The organism is Pseudoalteromonas sp. SANK 73390 (assembly GCF_054966645.1).
This window is the reverse complement of record NZ_ARPN01000009.1, coordinates 1-22168: the sequence shown is the minus strand read 5'-3', so window position 1 is coordinate 22168 and position 22168 is coordinate 1. Positions and strand designations below refer to the sequence as shown.

Here is a 22168-nt window from a genome sequence, read left to right as displayed (position 1 = left end):
TGTCTACATTAATAAATAAGCGACAGGGAGTAACATCACCCAAGTCACAAGTTAGTTGGAAGGTATATCATGAGAAGAATAGTTGTAACTGGCATTGGTGCTATTTCGCCTATCGGCGATACAGCGCAAAGCAGCTTTGAAAACTTACTACAGGGTCGACACGGAATACGCCCGATTGAGCACTTCAATCCAACCGAGTTTGCTTGCAAAACTCTTTTTGCCTCGCAAGTGAGCGAAAACTTAAATCCCGCAGCCCTTGCACCATTTAAAGATATGGACGATAGCACCCGCACCAAGCTCCTAAAAAAATTAGACCGACATCAACTCTTTGCCATGATTGCCGCCGCAGAAGCCATAATTGAAGCGGGCCTTAATACCATAACCAACGAGCAAATTCTTCACCGCATTGGTGTAAACATAGCCACAGGTGTAGGCGGACTCAATAGCCTAGAACTCTGTGCAGGCAAAGCTGCTAATGGCAAAAAGCAGTCTCCATTTGGTAATCTAATGTTTTTGCCAAACCTTGCCGCTGGGTATGTAGCCAGCCATTGGAACTTTGGTGGTCCTAATAACTCACACTCTACCGCCTGTGCCGCCAGTGCTCATTCAATTATTGATGCGTGTAACGCCATAAAAAGTGGCGAGGCGGAGATCATTGTAGCCGGTGGCGCTGAAGCCTCTGTCACCCCAGTTGGTATTGCTACTTTTAACGCACAAAATGCCTTATCAACGAGAAATAACGAGCCATGTGCGGCATCACGCCCGTTTACTCATGATAGAGACGGCTTTGTTATGGGCGAAGGTGCAGCTTGCTTAGTGCTTGAAGATTATGACCATGCCATTACACGTGGTGCCAAGGTTTATTGTGAAATTGTTGGTTTTGGTCGCACCAGTGACGGTTACACTGGGCAAGCTTTAAGCGCCCCTCACCCACAAGGCTTAGGCGCGCAACGAGCAATGCAAACAGCCCTTAATATGGCCGATATTAACACTACTGAGGTAGATTACATCAATGCTCATAGTACCAGTACAGCCGCTGATAGTATTGAAGTACTGGCGATTAAAAATACTTTTGCCGAGCACGCCAAACATATTTCAGTATCTGGCACTAAGTCACAAACCGGTCATTTGCTGGGGGCTGCTGCCGCAATTGAAGCGGTATTTACGGTATTGGCTTTAAAAAGCCACACCTTGCCTTACACGCTAAACCTCACGCCAGACAATGCTGACCCTGCTTGCCAAGGTGTAGACTTAATTATGCAAAAACCAATGCAAAAGCCTGTTCGGTATGCGTTGTCTAACTCGTTTGGTTTTGGTGGTACAAACGCTTCGTTAGCTTTTAAGGGGTTTTAAGCCCTTGTACTAAATCAATCATGGCTTGCAAACAATTTTGCCTGTATTTGCCTTGCATCTGGTCAACTGCGCTTTAAAATACCCTTATTTGAAACTCAGTTGCTCTTATGTATGGGTTTAATGCTCAAATACAAAAGCCTAAACAACGCTTAAAATATCAGTGCTTGTTAAGTACTATCATATGGACGGTCATAATCTTAGTGCTATCATGCATCAGCTGGGTACACGACCTCATTGTTGCTGAACATGACAAGATAGATGATCCTATATGGTGGTCATTACAAGAGTGGTGTTTATGGTACCTACTTACCCCTATTACCTTCGCTTTACTTGATAAGCTTCAACAATTAAATTTAGTTAATAGAAAAGGTTATTTTATAACCTTGTTACCTATGTATTGTACAGCTATGGTATATCAGGCTATTTTTGATGTATTTGTATATCAAGATCCCATACTAGGCACCTTGGTATATTTTGCGCCTTCACATCTACTCATTCTTTATATCAGTACCCTACTATGGCATAAGCTTTGGAAAACCCCAGAAAAAGTAAGTAATCACCCCGCTATGCTATTGGTTGACCAAGGTAAACATAAAACATTACTGCCAATACACGATATTGTTAGCCTTAGTGCCGCTAGCAATTATGTAGAAATACATTCGCCTTCAAATACTTATATAAAACGTGCCACCCTCAAAGATTTAATGCAAAAGTTACCATCTAACTTGTATATACAATGCCATCGCTCTCATATTATAAACCTCAGTTGCATTAAACATATTGAGCGTAAACCATCTGGTAGTGGGCTAATTCATTTAAATAATGGTCATGTGGTGCCGTTAAGTAAGCGCTATTACTCAGATGTAAGATCTTTATGTGCAGGCTAAGTAAAACACTCGGTATGCAATACCCGATGCGCAGCATCCAGTATGCGATACCCGATGCGCAGCATCCAGTATGCGATACCCGATGCGCGGCATCCGGTTCATTCATCCCAGAATGCTTCCAAACAGCCCTAATGTATTGTTTTATATAATTTGATATTTTTAAATAGCGAATAACATCCCATGAAGTAAAAGAATACATAATGTTATTAAATCATCTTACTTTTTTTGGCTTATGCCTATTTTTGTCCTGCTCAACTGTGGTGCTTGCCAATGAGCAAACACATATCAAGCAAGGGCAGCGTTATCAATCTAGCCACTTCAATCAATTTAACGCACAGCATGCTTTAGACATGGTTACCCTAACCCCAGGGTTTGTGTTGATAGAAGGCAGCACAGAGCGAGGGCTTGCGAATAGTTCTGGCAATGTACTAATCAATGGGGTGCCTGCACAAAGTAAAACAGAGTCGCTGACTGACTTACTTGAAAAGCTCAGTGCTGAGCAAGTCGAATTTATCGATGTATATACATCCAACCACCCATTCTCAAGTGTGTCTCAACATACTCAAGCAATTAATATTACAACCAAAAAAAACCAAACTACCGTTGATATACAAAGCAATTTAGCCCTAAGAGACAAACAAAGATCTCAAGCAGAGTTGCAAACACAGCTGCGCACACCATGGCTTGGCTGGCAACATCAATTGAGCACTAAGGTACAAAACAGCCGTTACAGGTCACATTACTTGGCAAATGAATTTGATCAACAAACCGCTTTAATCGAGCAACAAACAGAAGGTTTTATTGAACAGCTGCGTCAATTCCAAGTTGATACCCAATCGAGCACCCAAACTCAGCACGGTAACTTACAACTATCGAGCAAATTGCTATCTGAACGCTGGCAAACTGACTTTGAGCATGCCCACTTTGAGCCCAATAACCCAGTTGCGTTTAAACAACTAACCACCACTGAATGGATGAACTTCGACGAATATCAGCTTGGTTTTAATTGGCAAACAACACTAAATAACGCGTTTACTATCCAATGGTTAGGCTTGAGCAGCGATAATAAGCAAGTGACTCATATTCGAGAGTCCAATGCCACACAAGCACCATTTACACAAAGCAAAACACGCAAAGAACACGCTACACAGTTGTCTATACAAGCAAACACTTGGCCACTTGAGCCACAGTTTGGTATAGAGTTTAGCTATAATCAACAACGCTCAAAGACCGAGCTTGATGCTATGCACATTCACAATCGAGTAAGCGAAACACGCTATCAACCTTTTAGTGCTATCCACTGGCAGGTTAGTTCTGATTGGCAACTTTATGCCAAACTTAATATCGAGTTTTCACAACTAACAACAGGTCAGCAAGCTCAAAACCCGCTCAAAACTCACCATATAAAACCATTAGTGCGGCTAAGTTATAGCGCCAATAATTGGGACTTAACGGGGCAATTTAAGCAACATGTAGAGCAGTTAGATTTTGATTTATTTGTTGTGAATCAAGATATTAGTTTTGGTCGCACACAACTTGGCAATAATAGCCTAAAGCCCAGTCGCTATAGCGAGCTATCGGTACAAGTTAACTACACACCCAATGAGTACCTAACGCTAAACAATACCCTGTTTAGCCAATGGCAAAGAGATATTCACGAATCAATGTTACTTGGCAACAATGAAGAAGGGGTAGCCAATGCAGGAAGCGCACGACTGTATGGCATCGACTCGGTCATCGATATTAATACTGATGTTATTCTTACAAACAGTACCCTAACGCTTGATTATCAATACCGCCATGCTCGATATAACGACCCGCTCAGTGGCCAACGAGCTATCAATGACTTAACGCCTCATACATTAAATGTTGAATTTAGACATAATTTCAACACACTGTCGTGGGGCTTGGAGTATACGGCCAAGCAACACCTTACTGAGTATTTTGTTTCTGAAACGGTAGTAGAGCGCGATGCTCCAAACACTTCGTTATTCTTAGAAATACCACTACTTAACAAACTCACACTGCGTGTTGAAGCTAACACCGTAGAAAAATATCAATATCGGCAGCAGTTCTATCAAGCTAAACGCGGGGGAGCACAAGCAGGCTATCAAATTACTCATGAAACCGTTGACCCAGAGCTGCGTTTAACACTGCGAAGCCAGTTTTAAGCACTTGAATGTTACACATCAGATTTTAGCAAAAGGTGCTTGTGTTAAAGTTTGGTTCGCTTAACCTTTATAGTTTTATAAGAGTTTTGGGTTCTAACATGCTTTGTCACTCATATTGCAGCTGCTTTTAAACAAAAATAACTCGTTTAAGCAAGTTCACCTACCCAAAGCAAAGATTATCTGTCAATTCATTGCTGATTAATATCCTCACTCTAAAGTAATGGCACTTATACAAACCGATAACCTTAAGTTACAATCGGAACAAACAACAATAATATTGGCTCACTATGCATTTTTTTCGTACACCGTGTTTATTTTTTTTATTATTTTTAGGTGGCTGCGCTACAACGTCTGATCACCCACCACAGCCACCACTTTCAGCTCCATCCGAACCGACAGTGAGCCAACTCCCTCAGCACAAGGCAAGCCAAAGCAAGCCTTCTCCAAGTGAAGTTACACTGTTAAAACCCCACCAACATAATGATGTTTGGCAACGCATTCGCAGCCAACTCGCATTTGAGCCAACACAGCATAAAAAAGTGCAAGCGCGCGTTGATTGGTATATGTCACATCCAAACTACATGGATGTGATCAGTGACCGTGCCGCGCCATTTTTGCATTATGTGGTAGAGCAAGTAGAACGTCGTGGCCTGCCAATTGAACTGGCACTGATGCCTTTAATTGAAAGTGATTTTGACACCTCTGCATATTCTCATAAGCACGCCTCTGGGCTTTGGCAACTCACACCACTGATTGCCAAACACTATGGCGTTAAAATTAGCCCTTGGTACGATGGTCGACAAGACATTGTTGACGCCACCAATGCCGCTTTAGACTTTTTAAGCTATCTGCATCAACGCTTTGATGGTAATTGGTATCATGCCATCGCCGCTTATAACACCGGTGAAGGGCGTGTTGCTCAGGCCATTAAAAAGAATAAACGACGTGGTAAATCCAGCGACTTTTTTGCGCTGTCCTTGCCGAAACAAACTCGTCACTATGTACCTAAACTACTCGCTGCTGCACAACTACTGCGCGAGCAAAAAATGAAGTTTCCAATCATTGCCAATCGTAAAGCAATCTCTGTGTTAACGCTCAAACAAGGGGTTATTCTCAACACAGATAAACAGTGGCAAAAAATTCAAACACTCAATCCGGGCTATACGCGCTTTCCGGCACTGTTAGATGGCCCTAAGCATATTGTTCTACCCGTTGAACAGGTCAAACAATGGCAAGGTTATTTGGCAAAACTACCCGCAATGCCCAGCTCTCAGTGGCAACAATACACTATCAATCGTGGTGATAGTTTAAGTGTTATTGCCGCACGACACGCCCTAAGTGTTGCACAACTTAAAACCTTCAACCAGTTGAAAAGCAACAATATAAGAGCAGGAGATACGCTATTACTACCAATTTTAGCAGTTCAGCAACTAGATTATACTGTGCGCGCAGGGGATAGCTTATGGCGAATTGCTAACCATTTTAATGTTTCCATTAGCGATATTAAAAAGTGGAATGCGCTGTCAAAGGACATGTTACGTATCGGCGATAAGCTTACACTGTTTTTATCCAACAGCTAACGGGCTTGATATAACGATGCTGAGTAAAAGGTAGTACTCAGCATACCCAAATATTATTGAAATTTAACAGCTTTATTTGAGCGTACGTAACGGCGTATTTCAGCCTCGCTCCAAGTACCACGCTTTAGGTACTGCGTTGCAACTTCCATCACGCCATCTACAAAACGACTGGTTGACTTTACTTTGGTAATACCATCTTTATTGCCGGTAACATCTTCATAGGCAACAAAGCTCCCATCCTCATTTACCAGCATACTGCCTTGGGTATAAAACCCAGCAGTAGTAAAATAATAAAACACTACTTGTTGCTTTGTTTTATCCCAGAATATGAGTGATTCGCCTCCATATATGCCTTCATTAATAGAATGCATAGTACGCACGGCGGTGCCGTTAAGTGCACGCTCCCAATGACTTACATCCTGCATTGCAGGTTGTCCTTCTGTGACTTGGAAATCTGCCTGCCATGTGCCAAGAAAAGGCGTAAAAACGTTAAGTTCATCTACGAGTGATTGTGTCGCACTGGCTCTCAAGCTCAGCATTAAAAAAACAATTGCCGCCAAAACCTTAAACTGTTTCATATTACCCTCTCAGTGGTAAATCTTGATCTTATAAAAACTCAGCTTAGCCTATAAAAATAAGTCGCACTTAACATCTCAATAAATATACCCTAAGTAAGCAAACGCTCAACATGACAGTTCGAGTATTGCTTATTGTTTTTTATGTGTAGAAAAATACTTTCGACGTAATAAATCGTGGATCACCAACTCTTGCTCACGACCATATGCTTTAAACATACGGTTGTTATGCATGTGTAACAATGAGCTTAGTAGTGAGTCTTTACTACAGTTTAAAGCCTCGTTAGTAATAAGATCATTTAACTGTTCGATCACTGGTTGAGCCTGATATTGCCAGTGCATAAGCAAATCAAACAACGCATGTTGTAGTTCATCTGCGGCTTGCAACGGCTGCTGATTAAAATGTGCAAAGTCCTTATCAAGGTCTTGTTGATACTCTCTAAAGCGATTACCCAGTTGCTTTCTAAGTGCACTGCTATCGTTAAACTCACGTCCAAAGCCATCCCTGAGTCTGCTGATAAGCGCTAACTTCTCGTCATCATCGTAGTTGAATAAGCTCAGCAATCTATCAGTGTGCATTAAGGCAACACGCCATCTCACTTGCTCACCGTGTTCCTCAATCAATTCACAGGTTTTAGCTATGAGTGAACTATCAAACATAAATAATGACTCAACTAATGCCATTGACTCTGGCCCACCGTAGCGCTCTACCTCTCGCTCATAGGTCATGAGTTCAACTTTATGTAGCTCACCACTTTCTACCATTGGGTCAAGAAGCTGATTTAATACCGGTAAAAGCTGACCACATAACACCTGGGGTTCGCCAAAAAAGCGCAGCCTTAAATGCCAATCAGGATCGCCATAGCGAATAAAAAACCATTTATCATACAACTGGCTGTGTTGTGCGATGAAGGGCTCTAATTGCTCGCTTAACAACTGTTCTAGCAAAGAGTTACCTGAGTAAATTTTTAAGCTCAACCATTGTGAGCCAGCACTAAAACGGCGCTTAATAGGCGTAGCAGTAATATTTGCAATGGGATTATCAGCAAAATGGTGGTGCACTTGGGCATGGCCATTAAAAAACGGTACTATTAGCTCATTACTATAATGATGACCGTGCGAGTCGACCACTTTTGAATAGTAGTGATTACTGAGCACCTCTTTAAGTTCTACACGACTTAACCCTTTGGTTTCTGAAAGCAAAATTGCAAACATATCAGGGTTGGTTAAATCGAGCTGCAAAATGTTATCTGACATTGCATAACTTACCTGCGAGTCAAGTTGATACTTGTCCATTAAGGTTGTGAGCTTTGCTACGTCAAGCTGCCCTTTCGTGTATACCGCTTCAAGCTGTTCACGGCCAATGCGCCATGTTTTTTCACTCAGTATCAGGTTGTCCAACATAATACGTGGCACAAACGCACTTTGGCTAGTACTCATCGGCATATTGAAACTTGGTGCTCGACCCGATTGATGCTGTAACATACATAAGAATTTATACGCACTTAAGCTACGCGCAGAGTAGTTATGCGCACTAGATAAACGTGGCACTATTTGCTTATTAAGCCGCTTACTCCAAAGTTTTACATGCTTGCCCTCTACCCACACGTACAAATCACTCAATGGAATTTGATACTCATCAGCTAGGCTGCTATCAGCCATAAACACGATTTCATATTCACGTAAATGAGGCCGCGCAATCACATTGCCCGGTCGACCTTCTGGCATATGCACCACTTCAGCAAAAATAACCTCTGGCGAGTGCCGCTGCTCTTTTTCAAGTTCAGTAACAACCTGCTCTTTCAAAGCCTCGTCAAGGTGGCAAAAACGCCCTAACAAGCTTGCTGACGATGGTCCGTAGCAACCATTAAATTTTAGGATTGGGTTGTGCTTATCGTCTTCATAAACACTCAACATTGCTGCAAATGAACTTGGGAATTTTTTCACTGCGTCTTTGTTGGTCACTTTCCCTTTTAGCTCTTTACCTTTTAATACAATACAGTCTTTAGCACGGTTTTCAGGCAGACTAATAGCGTCGTCAATAATGGCCTCCAAAACACTGACTTGTGGAGGGGTTGCTCCACCTTGAGATTGCCTATTACCTAGTGGCAAACCCGCTATAAGGGGGGCATCGTAGCCTGTTTCATCCGAAATACCAATGCCCGACTCATCATCTAAAATCACATCAAGTGGTACGAACTGCCCTTCAAACCGTGCATTAAATTGTGTGGTAAAATTACTCATTGCTGTAGCGTCAGAATCAATACTCAAACCCGCAATCAGCTCTAACTGCTTTTTAAAGCGGCTGATCTCCATTTCACTGAGCTGGCATTGTTCAAAATGACGATAAACATCGGACTGAAATAGTTTGTTTTCTTGCACATTAACGGGCAGTCGTTCTAAATGTTCAAACACCTGTTTGTAGGGGGTGATCTCACCACTTTTTTGTTGATCTAAACGCTCAACTTGAGCCAATGCTGTTGCTAAATGGTCCGCAGTCTCGTGCTCTTCAATGGCCTGCAATGACTTCAACAAAGCCAAGTCTGGCGAGTCACCGGTTAACGGCAAGGGAATATCAGCTTGAATAACCCCTTCATTTATTAAGTCCTGAATATACGCTTCTACTTCTTCTTGATCAGCTTCTGAGTACTTATCACAAAATACTTTAACAAGCGCATTAAAACTCAATCCCGTTTTTGCACTCTCTAGTGCAAATTGAAAATACTCATCACTTTCTACCGCACTTAAACGATATTGCATACTATCATCAGACAAATAAGCTTCAATGTACCGACACTGCTCGGCCACAAAATAATGTGAAGAATTAGGCTTATATTTCAAAGTATCAGAACGAGCAGCATGTTTCACAAAGTGCTCTTTTAATGCCGATAAGTAAAACATATCTAAGCGAGTATTGCGCTTATCTTGAGTATGACAGCCACCGACTAACGTAGTTTCATTGCCAACTTGCCCAGTATGAATACCAGAAAAAAAACCAAACGGCGTTGGTCTTGAGCACATTCGTACCATATATTTGATCAGCGCATGAGCCACCTTCTTACCCTGTTTAGAGTCTGGCTTAGAGCGCCATTGATCAATTCGCTCAAGCAACGAAGGGCTTGCCAAGTAAAGTGCTTCAAGTATACCTGGCAGTGCCAACCAGTGATTAATAATTGCATTGTTATCTGCACCCGGCACCGAAAAAGCCTGTAAATATTCAATTGACAAACGAGGGGTTCTAACAACAAAAAACGCTCCATTCTCAAAGTTTTTTGTCGTCGAATTTGGTTGTTTTATATTCGTCATTCTGCATTTCCCCTTATGCCATAAACAAGCAATCTGCCCAACTAGTGTCATCATTTAAAGTTGCCAGCAGTGCTAAGCCTACACCTGAGAAGCCCATCAAAAAGCCAAGGTCTTCGTTATAACGTTTATCTCGTCCATTAAAGCTATACATTGCTTCAATACCCTGTTCATCATATTGGGCTAACGTATAATCGAGCCAATTTTTAGCAGCCGCGGCAAGCTCTGGGTGAGGCATTATTTTATTTAATAATTGATATATAGTAACCAACCCTGCAAAGCCATGGCATAACCCAGCATCCTTTATGTGGCCAGATTCTGCATCTCTTTTGGTGCTATGAAGCGCTATCTCTAATGCTCTTTCGACGTAGCTAGGTCTATCTAAGGCATGGCCTATGCGAGCTAGGGTCAATGCAATGGTTAAATCTCCATAACACCAACCTAACCGTGAGTTATGTTGGCTGCTTGGCATGCACGTGCCAAAACACGAAAATGCGTCATCATTGGTATTTTGATGGGCTAACAACCAATCAGACCCGCCTCGCAGTAACTCGCTAACCTGAGGCCTTAACTGCTCAATATTTAATGCAGGTAGCAATGCGGCGAGAATACCGGGAACACCATGCGCCAAACCAATGTTATACTCCGGCTCATCAAGCGCCTCTTTATCTAGTCTATAAACTGAGTTACTCGGTTGAGACCAAGTAATATGGCCGTTGTCTAATCGCGTTGCGGTGCTTGCTAGGCCGTTAACAATCACAGTCCATAATTGCGTTTGATCACTAAAACGTGCTCGTCTCGCTGCGTAAGGGCTATAACCAGATAAACCCAATACCGTCTCAATTTCACCCGGCCATGGTTCATGTGATAACGCATCAACAAAAAGCGCATCAACATCTTCTAAAAGATCAGCATCATAATCGCCTTTTTCTGCTTGATTTAGATACTCTAATAGCCAAGCTTGACCAGCTAGGCCATTACTCAATTCAAATGATTGCTCAGCGAGCCCATCCTGTAACTGCTCTAATTTTTGAGAAAAAAGAGTTTCATCAACCCATTGTGGGTTCCATTGATGGGCGTTATAAAGAAACAACAAATGCCCAGCCACACCACTTAACAAACCATGATGAAATTGCGTGGTATCAGCATCAATGACTGACTTAACTAACTGATGAATAATGTGTTCTATTTTTCTTTTTGTTCTTTTTTTTCAGGGAGTAAGTTGTAATTATCAATCATGCTTTTCCTTAAGGTATCTTTTATTATCTTAAGCCATGGACACGAATCCCTATGACTTATTTGACTGCCTTTACTAAGCCTCTGTCGGGCTTTGTTCTTTATATTTAGTTAACTTTATTTCACGGTCTGCGGAAGCTATGGTTTCTTTACGGTGTGCAATGATCACCCGAGTAATTTTCAAACGTGATACAGCATCATTAATATCTGACTCTAAGCGGGTGTCTAAGTGACTTGTTGCCTCATCCATAAATAAAATTTTAGGATCTTTATACAATGCTCTTGCCAAAATAATACGTTGCTTTTGCCCCCCTGAGAGACTTGAACCCATATCACCAATTAAGCTGTCGTACCCCATTGGCATCGCACTAATATCATCATGAATCGCGGCAAGGTCAGCGCAGTACACTACCTTTTCCATATCTATAGGTGTATCAAAAAAAAGCAATGTTATCTGCTACTGACCCTGATAGCAGTTCGTCATCTTGCATCACGGCGGCTATTTGTTGGCGGTATTGACGTGCGCCTAATTGCTCCAGTGGAATACCATCGATGAGTATTTCTCCATTTTTCACAGGAATAAGCCCCAGCATGATTTTCAACAACGTAGACTTACCACATCCTGAGGGCCCTGTAATGGCTACCGACTCTCCTGCACTGACTTTCAAACTCAAGTTATTCAGTACATTGGCAGAGGCATCAGAGTAAGCAAAACTCACATTGTTGATTTCAATATTACCTTCAATATGATGGCGTTTGATTTTATCTGGCTGTAACTGCTCTTTGTCAGTAAGCGCAATGTCAGCAATACGGTCAAAGTGCAAGCCTAACATTTTAAACTCGATAAACTTCTCAATTAGATTTGCCGTTTTATCCATAAACTGGCGCTTATACGACATGAACGCAAAGAGCATTCCGGTACTAAAACCACCTTGAATAACCAAGTGTGCAGCCAAATACACCACCACTATGTTTTCTATGCCAAACAAAGCTCTGTTAATGGCATCGTAGCCTATTTGAAAGTTCCCCAAACGAATATTTTGGTTGATTGCATTGGCATAGCGGTTTTGCCATTGACCTTCGCGCTTAACTTCAGAACCAAACAGTTTTATGGTTTGAATACCGCGTACGGTCTCCATAAAGTTTGAGTTTTCTTCTGCTCGCGCCATGATCTCTTGCTCACTAATTGCACGAAATGGCTTATACATGGCAACTCGAACTAGCGCATATAACACCACTGCAATTAAAACCACCAACGATAATGTCGGTGAGTAAAAAAATATCATCGCCAAGGTGATCATGGCCATTAACCCATCGATAATGGCTTCAATTACGCCTGTGGTGAGCAACTGCTTTACCTGTTGTAAAGAGCCAAATCGAGAAACCACATCTCCCATATGCCGTGTTTCAAAGTAGCTCAGAGGTAAACGCACTAAATGGTGAAATAGATTCGCGCCCAGTTGAATATTCATTTGGTTACCAAAATGCAGTAACGTAAAGCCTCGCAAGGCATTCGTTGCCACTTCAAAGACCAACACCAAAAAAAAGCCAACCGCAAGCACCGTTAATAATGACGTATCCCCACTGAGTACCACATCATCAATCACTAATTGAATATAATAGGGAGCAGCCAACGTAAAGACTTGCAGTAATATCGATAACGAAAAAATCAGTATTAATGAACGTTTTAAGCCAGTGATCCGACTCCAAAAATCAGAGAACTTTAAAGAAGGTTGCGCTTGTCGTTTTTCAAAATTCTTGGTTGGGGTCAGTTCAAGTGCAATTCCGGTAAAGTGTTTTGATGCTTCTTCAAGCGTAAACGTTTTTTCACCCGCCGCAGGGTCATGGATCACAATGCGTTTTTCATTGGCCTTTTTAAGCACTACAAAGTGGTTCATATCCCAATGTAAAATACAGGGTGTTTGTAATGCGTCTAAGTCTTCTAATTCAATTCGTAATGGCCGAGATGTCAGTTCGAGCTTTTCAGCAAAGTGCATAATATCTAAAAGCGTTGCACCTTCTAATGAAATGCTAAACTTTTGTCTTAATGAAATGAGATCGCTGTGATAGCCATGATATGCAGCTACCATAGCTAAACTTGCTAAGCCACATTCTGCCGCTTCAGATTGTAAAATAATCGGCAGAGATTTCCTTGACCAAAACTGTAGCTTAGCTACTGGAGATTCGTCTTCAACTTGCATAATAAGCCGCCTTTGTTCCTATAATTTACAGCTTACAGCTGACCTTTAATGCTAAATACAGGGTCGAAAAGCCATCGTAATAGTGATCGCTCTTCTAAAATAACGTCTGCGTCCAACGTCATGCCAGGGCGTAATGCCGACTCTTTTCCATATGCCTTCACATGCTGTTTTTCTATATCGACAACCACACGATATGCCGGTGCAGAGATAATACCTGGGGTATTAGTTTCATCTGGGAAAATAACACTTTGACTAACTTCAATAACATGTCCGTCATACACACCAAACTTTTCATAAGGAAAAGCATGATAACGCAGGCGAGTTAACAGCCCTTCTTTAACAAACCCAAAAGCGCTCGTTGGGACAAAAATAATGGCCTGCATTTGGCTGTTTTCTGGTAATACAGACAACAAGTTTTGACCATTGACCACGTTTTTGCCTACTTTGGCCATCAAACCACTGACAATACCCGACTTAGGCGCTCTGAGCTCACCTAAGCGTTGCTGTTCAACGGAGGACAGTTGAATTTGCAACTCTGCTTTTTGCGATTGCAGCTGCGATAAATGATCACTTTGCTCTAAAGGCAACTGCTCTAGCTGGTTAACTAATTGTTCAATTTGGCTTTGCAGCGACAAGCGCTCCGATTGAATACTTGATGCTTGCTGTCTTAATGATAGCAACGTGTCTTTTTGCCTTTGCAGCTCTAACTCTGAAATATATCCAGTACCTTTGAGCGTACTTATTTGCGACACCATTTGTGCATTTAATGATAAGCGTTCTGAAAAAGTTTGCGATTGCGCTTCCAGCTCAAGTAAACGAGCCTGTGCCGATGATTTTTGCTGGTTAAGTTTGCTTAATGCGAGCTTGTTTTGCCTTTGTTGTTGTTCAATACGCTGCTCTAACGACTGCAATTGAAAAGTGTATTGATTTAACAACGCTTGGTTAAGCTCAACCGCGTGTGTACTATGCTTGGCAGAGGCAATACGTAACAAAGGCGCACCTTGCTCTACGTACTGTCCTTCACTAACAAGCACCTGTGAAAGTACACCGGTTTGCGGGGCTTTGAGCCGTAAGATCCCAGTATTGGGTTCAATGACGCCACTCACTCGCTCTTTTCGGGTGTATTTACCCACTGATAAAAATATCAAGCTAATGATAACAATGACCACGATTATCACTGCTAACGTGCGAAACAAGGGGGGCTGCACCAAAGAGACAGCACCTTCTAGCCGATGCCGCTTGTTTTCCATTACTTCTTTGCGGAATAAGTTTTCCATAGCTCTACTTCGGGTAACATTATTGTTAAATTTTGTTCATTGAAATGACAATGTACCATGACAGCTAACAAAAGGGAACGCAGTCAATATCTACCGCGTACCTTTTTATTAACCACTTAAAGTACTCATTTTTAGCTTTTTGAAACACCCACTGAAAAGTTAATATTGAAATTTATGGTAGCGTGTAAAAAATAGTGTTTAACGGTTTAGGCTAAAACGTACCAATAGGCAATTCCCATTGCCTATTGCGATGATTAAACTAAGATTTTTTAGTTGGTCTCTGCCATCCAGATACATTACACTGCTTAGCACGTGCTACAGCGAGTTGTTTATTTTCAACCGTATTCGTGATCACGGAACCCGCACCAACAGTTGCAGTTTTGCCAATATTCACCGGTGCCACGAGCGCTGAATTAGAACCAATAAAAGCGTTGTCACCAATAATGGTTTTTGACTTGTTTACGCCATCATAGTTACAAGTAATTGTACCGGCACCAATATTAACTTTTTCGCCAATCTCTGCATCACCCAAATAAGTAAGATGGTTTGCTTTAGAGCCTCTACCAAGATGGGTATTTTTCATTTCAACAAAATTGCCCACATGCGAGTCTTCAGCCATGACTGAACCTGGTCTTAAACGAGCGAATGGCCCCAAGGAGCACTTATCAGCAACTTGCGCATCTTCAATCATCGTGTTGGCTTTGACTACCACACCATTGCCAATAACGCAGTTTTTTAACACACAATTGGGACCAATGATAACATCATCACCGATTGCAACTTTACCCTCAAAAATCACATTGATGTCAATCTGTACATCTTGCCCAGTAGTAACTTCACCACGCACATCAATACGACTTGGATCAGCGAGGCTGGCACCATTGAGCATCAACTGCTCAGCTTGCCAAGTTTGATAAGTACGCTCTAAAGCAGCTAATTGTACACGATTATTCGCCCCTTCAACCTCCATTGGATAATCAGGTTGAGCTGACGTGATCTCAACACCGTCTTGATGTGCCATAGCTACAATATCAGTAAGATAATACTCACCTTGGGCGTTGTTGTTAGACAATGCGCCTAACCACTTTTTAAGCAACTGGCCATTGGCAGCCATAATACCGGTATTGATTTCTTTGATTTCTAGTTGCTCAAGTGTCGCGTCTTTTTGTTCCACTATGCCTACTAATTTACCGTTTTCTCTAAGCATACGGCCATAGCCATTGGGGTTATCAAGTACCACAGTTAATACAGCTAAACCTTGTTTTGGCGTTACCGCTAACAGCCTCTCTAATGTACCAAATTTGGTCAGCGGGACATCACCATATAGAATAAGCACAGTGTCATCATCACCTATGTGATCTTTGGCAACAGCTACCGCATGCCCTGTACCTAGTTGATCTTCCTGTAAAACCCAGTTAACTTCATTGTGTGCCAATGCACTCTTTAGTTGTTCAGCTCCATGCCCATATACAAGGTTAACCTCTTTAGAGCCTAATGCTACTGAGTTATCAATAACATGCTGCACCATAGGCTTAGCAGCAACAGGGTGAAGTACTTTAGGAAGTTTTGAGCGCATACGAGTACCTTTACCCGCGGCTAGAATAATAGAAGTGAGTGCCATTGACACGTATCCTTTTATGATGTTGTCACACTACGGTTGATAACCGACAAAGCGCATATGCTATTATATAACTCGTTGCGCTGCAGCCTATTATTTTAATCACCTTCAAAATCAATGATAAGTACTTTAAGAAACTAAATCTGGACCCTTTTACTTAGCCCACCCTGAAACTAGCTTAATTATTTGAATATATAAAAAATTCCACTATTCTCAGGTCGCAATCTTTTTGAATCACACAACCAAAAAGTTGCAATTTTAGTATAAATGATGAAACCTAAATCTACCCTTCACACACCACAAAACAACTGTTTTAGTTCGAACTCGTTGACGGCCAATTCAGTTTTCAAAATAACCAAATACAAAAGTGCCAAACCTTATGAATTTGACCTTGAAGTGAGAGTCGCAACGACACTAAAGGAACAATTGATAGTGTGCTGGCAGGTGTGGGCCAAAACTGCCACAAAACCCTAGCCAGACTACGGCTTCTTATATCTGAATTTTATATCAGCTGATGGCAACAATCACGTAAAGCGCTAGCCAATATGATAAGCATAGCGCTCAGTCTTGATGAAATCGTTCAAAAAAACCTGAGCACAAAAAACGGAACCTGTAACAGGCTTTTTGTAATAGCTACGCTTAAATAAAACGTCAATATTTAAAATCGACTATTTAAAGTACAATATCTTTCTTTCCAAAGAGTGCTTCAGCATCAATCGAAAGCAACTTACAAGCATCAATAAGCTTTGTATACTCCTGTACTTGAACAGCATTTTCAGTGTACTCAATACCCATAAAATATTTATACCACGGCTCTCTTCCTAACGCATAAATATACACAGACTTCGGTTTTAGCATCTCTATCACAGGAAATGCTTGTTCAAAATCGGAGCCGTTTAATCGCCTAGAGTTTTTGACTTGCTTGGCCACTTTCTTAACATGCAGTGGACCATATAGCCAAGTATAAGGCGCACCAACACACTCCATACCAATAGCGAATACATCAATATCACACAGTATATCCTTCATGTGTAAATATAGATTAGAATCCGGATTTGCTGAGTCTGCGCCAAAGAATGCTTTCTTTCCATTTACCTCTACTAACCAAGCAGTTTTACTACGGATATTTAAATCTCCATGCTCGCCTAAAAAAGGAATACTCTTAATTACTCCATTTGGTATCACGATATCTTCAAGATCTTCAACTTCGATAACATTGAATGAGAGCTGTTTTAAAAGCAATTTGATAGATGGGTCGAATAACGTGCCGCCATTATTCTTAGGTACAACTACTAAATCAGTTTTATACCTAAGCTGTAATAGAGCCTCAATATTGACATGGTCTTGGTGATTATGTGTTAAACAAATATAGTCAATCTTTGGCGGCAACTCACTGAAGCTCAAAACATCTTCAGCAAATTTTGGTCCCCTTGAAGCAATAACGGGGTCAACAAGAATAGCGACATCTTTAGTTTCTACTAAAAAGCCAGCATGGCCTGTATACCTCAAACGTACACTATCATCGCTAATTGGTTGATACACATGTTTGGGTTTGTCTGAAGTAAATAATGCCCGATAGTCAAGCCCTCCACTCATAGGCAATGTGCTAAATATTTCTTCAACTTCTGAGTGCGATAATGGGTGCTCTCTTGCAGCTAGTAATTTATCGAGCACTGGTGAGTTAAAGTCTAATGGTAACTGTAAATGATTGTCATCAGCCAATCTGGGAGTACTAAATACAAACGGACGTTCATCTACTTTTGTTAAAGAGCCGAAAGAAACGCTCTGAAGCGATTGTTTGTAGTATGAACTGCGATATAGTAATGATTCAATTAATCTGTAAGTGGGTCGGTGTTCTGAGTCCAATTGCAGCTCAACATAACCCCTTAACGCAAAAGGAACTTGCTCGTACAAACTTTCCACACTCAAGCCACTTTGATGAGTACCTAGTAAGATTTCCAGATCTTTTATTGCCTCTGACAAAATCAATAACTCAGCACTACGCTCTTGTGTTATCTCCAACATATCTTTAATACTAGATACCTGCTCTTCAGGCACATTAAGAAACTCCCCCCCTCTAGAGCCGAGTCCTTAGCTGCCATAATATGCAACTGGTAGTTACTGATAAAAGACTTCATGATACGAATATGGTTATTTTGAATTATTCGGCTTGCTGTCGCAGGTGGTATCAAATAGGGCCACGCATACCAATTATCTACTAAGGGTTCAAAATAAACACATTCTTTTAAATATAAATTATTTTCCATATCTATTACTTCACATTGATTCTATTAATAACAAAAAATCAAAGCACACCTTATAATTCAGCCTCAGGTTGGATAAAAAGCACTCAACAGCGTTCAATTCTACATACAAAGAGAGCCCGATTATCCGAAGCTGTGATTAATTTATACCAATCGTAATAATAATTAACCAATTTGAGAAACGAAACCTGCCGCTAGCTGATTTAAAAAACAACCATATAACAAATAAATAGCTAAACCAACTTTACCTATATGGATAAAGTTACTTCGGCGATAGCAGAATGCGAGGGTGCTATCGACAAAATTTCATAGCCTCAAAATAGATCGCTTAATTATACAAATTGATATTAAATAATGAGTGTACTTTCTTCTCGTAGAGGAGCGTTTGGCGTAATGTTATTTAAAGCCAAATCAGAATAACGAATATATATAGTGCGCTTTGAGTCACTAAATGCTTCCCTTGCATGCATCACTCTGGTGTTATCAACTAAAAGAATATCACCAGCTTGCCAGTCAACCCATACTGCATTTTGAAAAACCGCTTGGGTTACTTCGCTCACTAAGCTTTGCATATATTGTTTTTTATCTCGCGTTTGTATCTGATCTGGATAATCTAATAAACCACAGCAAAACACATTTTGCCCACAGAACTTACCTTTTTTGAGCGGTGTCTCTTTAAACTTAAAACTCAATGCTTGATGCTCATCAATAACAACATCAACAACATCATCAAGCGATTTTAAATAAGTCTCTAATTGCGATGCACTTTTCCCTGGATAGAGCCCTGTCCAAACGTCTTTGGGCACATTTTCAAAGTAAAGGTATCCACCGTTTTCAGAAAATATATCTAAAGTAAATGGCATCAAAGCTTCGTATACTTTTGCTCCATCAACAATCCCTGTTCTCCCTTTATGCTTTGCTGCCGTTTGACAGAACATCCAAAGCACTTCAGGTGTGTGCGGCACTGTAATCTCGCAGTGGAAGTTAATTGCATAGTTTCCTAGGTTAACGGTGGCTAAGGTATTATCTGATCTATAACTGGCTCGGTCAGCCATATTAGTGTTAGATATTCTAAAGTGTTCACCATACTTTTCAGTGAATACTTTAAAGTCTTCGACATCTGCCTTAAATCCTCGAAGTAATAATGCACCACCATGCTTAGATTTAAAGTCATCAAAATATTCAGAGAGATCTAATTCTCTAATGCTCAAACCATCACCGTGAATAGTTATACCAAAGTTGTCTGCTATTTTTTCTGTTTTCATAATAAAAAACCTACATCGACTCACTAAAGTTAGGCATATCAAACTCTTCTAAAAAGAGGCCAAAAGTCAAAACAATAATCAGGAAATCATTTTCAAATGGCAAGTTAAGCTTAAAATCTTCTTGCATATAATCTCTTTTTAAGCTTTCGACATAATCCGGATCAAAGTATCCTTGTTGTTTTATTTTTTCATAGGAGAGTAAATCATTGACCCAAGCTAAATCCTGCTTTATTAGTGAGTCACTACCTTGTGAAACAAAACTAAACTTCTCTCGCTTAGTAATCTCATCGGGTAACACTTCACCTGCAATTTTCTTCAATATATACTTTTCTATATTCCCGTTTAATTTCATATATGGGGGAATAACTTTAATAAACTCAATGACATCTTTATCTAGGAATGGAAAGCGTCCTTCAACTGAGTTTGCCATTAACATTCTATCACCATGGTCTGCAATTAGATGATCAGATAGCCTTAGCTTAAAGTCTAGATATGAACGTTTATGAACTGGATGAACATCTCTAATTTTATCTTTGTTAATCAATGTGTCACTTAAGCATAAGAATGATTCAAAGTTATCATTTACGGCATTTGAATAGAGTTTTTTCTTAAGCCTAATCAAGTCATAGTAATTTTTTTCGTATAAGAACCCTCGGTCTCCCCATAGGTGCTCCCTAACTTTGTTTTCCAGTGCACCTTCTAGATTTGTTGCTAGCTCATCAGGGTTTCTCTGACTATCAAACCGATAACCTACATACCCTGCCAATAACTCATCCGCTCCCTCTCCAGTGAGTACAACACGAATATTTTCGTTGTATGCCATTTCGGACAAAGCCTCAGATGCCGTATTGTAAGTCTCTTTTAATGGTGACTCAGAGTGATAAACCACTTTTCTTAAACGCGCTTCGATGCTATTTAAATCAAACATAGACTCATGATGAATTGAACCTACATGTTTAGACATAATCTGCTGATACTTCTTCTCTGAATATGCAGAATCCTTAAAATTTATCGAAAACGAGTGCCTTTTATTATTAGGTTCTAGCTGGTGTATTTTTTTTGCAATCAAGGATGAGTCAAGACCGCCACTTAAGTAAAAGCCAACAGGCACATCTGAACGAAGCCTAATCCGTACTGCGTTATCTATCAGTTCATCAAGTTTATTAATGTAATATTGTTCATTATCAACGTAGTCAATTTCACCCTCTTTTGGATAAGTGACATCCCAATATTCAATCTTTTCAATTGCCCCATTACCAACAATTAACTGGTGTCCCGCTTCTAATGAGTTAATGTTCTTGAACATAGTTTTAGGCGCGATGAGGCCTGGGAAAGTCATAATTTGATCTAAACCTTCGAGATCTACTGCCCGCTCAACTAAAGGATGAGCCAATAGGCTTTTTATTTCCGATGCAAAAATAAATAAGCCATTCACTTGAGTATAATAAAAAGGACATATTCCTACGTGATCTCGCCCGCAAATAAGAACATCTCGATCTTTATCATATAATGCAAAACCAAACTGCCCATTTAGCATATTAATAAAGTTATCACCATATTCTTGGTACAATGGAATTATAACTTCAACATCTGTATTAGTTTTAAATTTATAGCCTTTTTCAATTAATTCTTCTCTTAATTCAATATAGTTAAATATTTCACCGTTACAAACAAGTGTAATAGAAGAATCTTCACTATACAGAGGCTGGTTACCACCTTCTAAATCTATAATACTTAATCGAGTAAAACCAAACCCTAAGTTACTCTGTATATGATAACCACTTGAATCAGGGCCTCGATGAAATATCTTATCCGTCATCAACTTTAAGTCTCTTTCTAAATCATCCTTAAAAAGAGTTGCATTATCCTTATAGGAAAAAACCCCTACAACACCACACATCTCATTGCCACCTTTTATTATAATTTATTATCAAAACGGCCAAGGTAATTCTAAATAACCACCCCTTTTCTCCTTGCTACCTTTGGCTCTTCCTTTATTGAGTTACTTTCTATATATTTTGATATTTCACGTATGCTTTTTTTAGTAAATATAGTTTTAATATCAATGGTCACTTTATTTTTTCTTAGCTCTGAAATAATCATTATTGCTTTAGCAGAGTCAACTCCCAAATTGAAAAGGTTATCGTTAATACTTATCCTGTCTATTGCCATTATTGACTGAACCACAGAGCTAACAAGCTCTTCAGTATTGTTTTCTGGGGGTTGGTATTTATTTGTAGAAATGAACTCGATACTTTCAGGCAGTTGTTTTCTATCAACTTTACCATTTGGAGTGAGTGGCAATTCGTGCATCCAGCGGAAAAAACTCGGTACCATATACTCTGGTAATATAGCCTTGAGACTCTCTTGATAGTGCGCCGTGCGCTGTTGCTCTTCAATGTGTCCTTTACTCACCACACACCCTAACAAGCGCTGTT

Annotated in this window: 13 protein-coding genes and 2 pseudogenes; 4 read left to right on the top strand and 11 right to left on the bottom strand. The window is 40.4% G+C overall.

Features of this window, described 5'->3' with window-relative positions:
• Window positions 1-69: 69 nt before the first annotated feature.
• From SANK73390_RS00685 to SANK73390_RS00670, 4 genes are all read left to right on the top strand, one after another.
• Window positions 70-1353, top strand: a complete 1284-nt coding sequence (locus SANK73390_RS00685; protein ID WP_462762264.1) for a beta-ketoacyl-[acyl-carrier-protein] synthase family protein — start codon at window positions 70-72, stop codon at window positions 1351-1353.
• A 107-nt stretch (window positions 1354-1460) separates the two neighbouring features.
• Complete coding sequence (locus SANK73390_RS00680; RefSeq protein WP_462762262.1) at window positions 1461-2240, top strand: LytR/AlgR family response regulator transcription factor; 780 nt, start codon at window positions 1461-1463, stop codon at window positions 2238-2240.
• 200 nt (window positions 2241-2440) lie between these two features.
• On the top strand, window positions 2441-4411 hold the full coding sequence (locus SANK73390_RS00675; RefSeq protein ID WP_462762259.1) for a TonB-dependent receptor: 1971 nt from the start codon (window positions 2441-2443) through the stop codon (window positions 4409-4411).
• Between the two features lie 287 nt (window positions 4412-4698).
• Window positions 4699-5991: a LysM peptidoglycan-binding domain-containing protein gene (locus tag SANK73390_RS00670; RefSeq protein WP_462762257.1), complete on the top strand. Its 1293-nt coding sequence runs from the start codon at window positions 4699-4701 to the stop codon at window positions 5989-5991.
• Window positions 5992-6044: 53 nt separating this feature from the next.
• On the opposite strand, the gene SANK73390_RS00665 is transcribed toward SANK73390_RS00670, so the two are convergent.
• The 11 genes and pseudogenes from SANK73390_RS00665 to SANK73390_RS00615 form a co-directional block, all read right to left on the bottom strand.
• Complete coding sequence (locus SANK73390_RS00665) at window positions 6045-6569, bottom strand: hypothetical protein (RefSeq protein ID WP_462762254.1); 525 nt, start codon at window positions 6567-6569, stop codon at window positions 6045-6047.
• Between the two features lie 129 nt (window positions 6570-6698).
• A complete protein-coding gene (locus SANK73390_RS00660) occupies window positions 6699-9872 on the bottom strand; it encodes a lantibiotic dehydratase (protein ID WP_462762251.1) in 3174 nt (1057 codons plus the stop codon).
• Window positions 9873-9885: 13 nt separating this feature from the next.
• A complete protein-coding gene (locus SANK73390_RS00655; protein ID WP_462762441.1) occupies window positions 9886-11046 on the bottom strand; it encodes a lanthionine synthetase C family protein in 1161 nt (386 codons plus the stop codon).
• Window positions 11047-11181: 135 nt separating this feature from the next.
• A pseudogene (locus SANK73390_RS00650) lies at window positions 11182-13306 on the bottom strand (peptidase domain-containing ABC transporter).
• A 32-nt stretch (window positions 13307-13338) separates the two neighbouring features.
• Window positions 13339-14583: an HlyD family secretion protein gene (locus tag SANK73390_RS00645; RefSeq protein ID WP_462762248.1), complete on the bottom strand. Its 1245-nt coding sequence runs from the start codon at window positions 14581-14583 to the stop codon at window positions 13339-13341.
• Between the two features lie 259 nt (window positions 14584-14842).
• Entirely contained in the window at window positions 14843-16204 is a 1362-nt protein-coding gene (gene glmU / locus SANK73390_RS00640) for a bifunctional UDP-N-acetylglucosamine diphosphorylase/glucosamine-1-phosphate N-acetyltransferase GlmU (RefSeq protein ID WP_462762245.1), read from the bottom strand.
• 669 nt (window positions 16205-16873) lie between these two features.
• A complete protein-coding gene (locus tag SANK73390_RS00635; RefSeq protein WP_462762438.1) occupies window positions 16874-17797 on the bottom strand; it encodes an MBL fold metallo-hydrolase in 924 nt (307 codons plus the stop codon).
• A gap of 21 nt (window positions 17798-17818) precedes the next feature.
• Window positions 17819-18468, bottom strand: a pseudogene (locus SANK73390_RS00630) (MBL fold metallo-hydrolase); the annotation flags it as partial.
• Between the two features lie 344 nt (window positions 18469-18812).
• A complete protein-coding gene (locus SANK73390_RS00625) occupies window positions 18813-19730 on the bottom strand; it encodes a TauD/TfdA family dioxygenase (RefSeq protein ID WP_462762243.1) in 918 nt (305 codons plus the stop codon).
• 10 nt (window positions 19731-19740) lie between these two features.
• A complete protein-coding gene (gene asnB / locus SANK73390_RS00620) occupies window positions 19741-21630 on the bottom strand; it encodes an asparagine synthase (glutamine-hydrolyzing) (RefSeq protein WP_462762240.1) in 1890 nt (629 codons plus the stop codon).
• A gap of 50 nt (window positions 21631-21680) precedes the next feature.
• Window positions 21681-22168: phosphopantetheine-binding protein (locus tag SANK73390_RS00615; protein ID WP_462762237.1), on the bottom strand; the 488-nt coding region annotated here is incomplete at its 5' end.

Excerpts from the sequence above, each read along its gene's own strand:
- SANK73390_RS00685 (WP_462762264.1), top strand. The coding sequence starts at position 70 with ATGAGAAGAATAGTTGTAACTGGCATTGGTGCTATTTCGCCTATCGGC.
- SANK73390_RS00625 (WP_462762243.1), bottom strand. The coding sequence starts at position 19,730 with ATGAAAACAGAAAAAATAGCAGACAACTTTGGTATAACTATTCACGGT.
- SANK73390_RS00665 (WP_462762254.1), bottom strand. The coding sequence starts at position 6,569 with ATGAAACAGTTTAAGGTTTTGGCGGCAATTGTTTTTTTAATGCTGAGC.
- SANK73390_RS00645 (WP_462762248.1), bottom strand. The coding sequence starts at position 14,583 with ATGGAAAACTTATTCCGCAAAGAAGTAATGGAAAACAAGCGGCATCGG.
- SANK73390_RS00635 (WP_462762438.1), bottom strand. The coding sequence starts at position 17,797 with ATGAGTGGAGGGCTTGACTATCGGGCATTATTTACTTCAGACAAACCC.
- SANK73390_RS00675 (WP_462762259.1), top strand. The coding sequence starts at position 2,441 with ATGTTATTAAATCATCTTACTTTTTTTGGCTTATGCCTATTTTTGTCC.
- SANK73390_RS00680 (WP_462762262.1), top strand. The coding sequence starts at position 1,461 with ATGTATGGGTTTAATGCTCAAATACAAAAGCCTAAACAACGCTTAAAA.
- SANK73390_RS00660 (WP_462762251.1), bottom strand. The coding sequence starts at position 9,872 with ATGACGAATATAAAACAACCAAATTCGACGACAAAAAACTTTGAGAAT.
- asnB (WP_462762240.1), bottom strand. The coding sequence starts at position 21,630 with ATGTGTGGTGTTGTAGGGGTTTTTTCCTATAAGGATAATGCAACTCTT.
- glmU (WP_462762245.1), bottom strand. The coding sequence starts at position 16,204 with ATGGCACTCACTTCTATTATTCTAGCCGCGGGTAAAGGTACTCGTATG.
- SANK73390_RS00670 (WP_462762257.1), top strand. The coding sequence starts at position 4,699 with ATGCATTTTTTTCGTACACCGTGTTTATTTTTTTTATTATTTTTAGGT.